This window comes from Rubrobacter taiwanensis (genome assembly GCF_004337705.1).
GTDB lineage: Bacteria > Actinomycetota > Rubrobacteria > Rubrobacterales > Rubrobacteraceae > Rubrobacter_C > Rubrobacter_C taiwanensis.
In genome coordinates this window covers 1-1,452 of record NZ_SKBU01000045.1, presented here as the reverse complement: position 1 = coordinate 1,452, position 1,452 = coordinate 1, and the positions used below count along the sequence as shown (strand labels likewise).

The 1,452-nt window shown below is 59.1% G+C and carries 1 protein-coding gene; it reads left to right on the top strand.

Translation table 11 applies throughout. From position 1 onward, the window contains the following. Positions 1-96: 96 nt before the first annotated feature. Complete coding sequence (locus E0L93_RS15445) at positions 97-1,446, top strand: IS1380 family transposase (RefSeq protein WP_165874422.1); 1,350 nt, start codon at positions 97-99, stop codon at positions 1,444-1,446. Positions 1,447-1,452: the final 6 nt, after the last annotated feature.

The window sequence follows — 1,452 nt, the reverse complement described above, 5'->3', positions numbered from 1 at the left end:
TAGCCTGAATTATTCATAGAGGAGGTTGAAGAGGAGGAGCCTACTCCTGTATACGGTCTAGTTGCTCTGTAACTGACCAAAGAAGGAGGCTCCTCCGTGGGTGATTGTGCCACACAAAAGATGCGCTTTGAAACCACGCCGCTTGCGCTTGAGGCGGCCTTCGATGGCGGCAAGCTCACCTCCGACGGAGGGCTCATCTGGTTGGCCAAAGCGGATGAAGAACTCGGGAATCTGTGCGAAAAGATCGCCTCTCACGTTCCCGAGTGGCGAAAGGGACCTTCCATCAGGCACTCGCTTGTGAGGCTGGTCAGGCAGCGAGTCTTGCAGATAGCGTGCGGCTATGAGGACCAAAACGACTCAGACACCTTGAGGAGAGATCCGCTCTTGAAGTTGGTCTGCGGGTCTCTGCCGGAGACAGACGGGGACCTGGCAAGCCAGCCCACCATCTCTCGCCTTGAGAACGCACCCGACGCCAGAGCCTGCCTGCGCATGGCCGAAGCGTTGAGTGAACTCTACCTCAGGGAGCGCAGCAAGGACGGTGCGCCTCCTGAGCGCATCCTTCTGGACTTTGACGCAACCGACGACCCCGCCCACGGCGATCAGGAAGGTGCTTACTACCATGGCTACTACGAAGAGCACATCCTCCACCCCTTGTTGGTCTTCGACGGGGACACCGGTCAGCTCATCACAGCGGTTTTGAGGGCTGGCAACACCCATGCCAGCCGTGGGGCGTTGGCGGTTCTAAGGCGCATCGTGAGGAGACTCAGGGAGGCGTGGGGAGAAGAGGTGCAGATCGAGATCAGGGCGGATGCGGGCTTCGCGGTGCCAGAGATCTACGACTACTGCGAGAAGGAGGGCATCGGCTACACCATAGGCCTCATCTCCAATCCCAGGCTCGAAGAGATCGCCCAAGATCTCCTTGAGCAGGCAAAACGGGAGTCTGAGGAGAGAGAGGGCGAGAAGGTGAGGCTGGTTTCTGGTGGCTCATACCGGGCTCTTAGTTGGGAGCATGCCCGTCGGGTCATCTACAAAGCGGAGGTTTTGGAGAAGGGCACGAACACCCGCTTTGTGGTTACGAGCCGCTCCGATGAGCCGGAGGAGCTCTACGACTGGTACATCAGACGCGGAGAAGCAGAGGGGTGGATAAAGGACTTCAAGCGAGCGCTGAAAGCCGACCGATTGAGCTGCCATCGTTTCTGGGCGAACCAGTTCCGGCTCATCTTGCACGCGGCGGCCTACTGGCTAATGGACGCTTTACGTAGGAAGCTGGTTGAGGTGGGCGTGAGGCGAATGCAGCTGGACACGCTTCGACTCTCACTCATTAAGATCGGTGGCAGGGTACGCCAGCTGCTCACGAAGGTACGCCTGCATCTGGCCTCGGGGCACCCGGGCCAACGCCTCTGGCACGTGCTCTCCTCAGCAGACCCGGAACTCGCTCATGAATAATTCAGG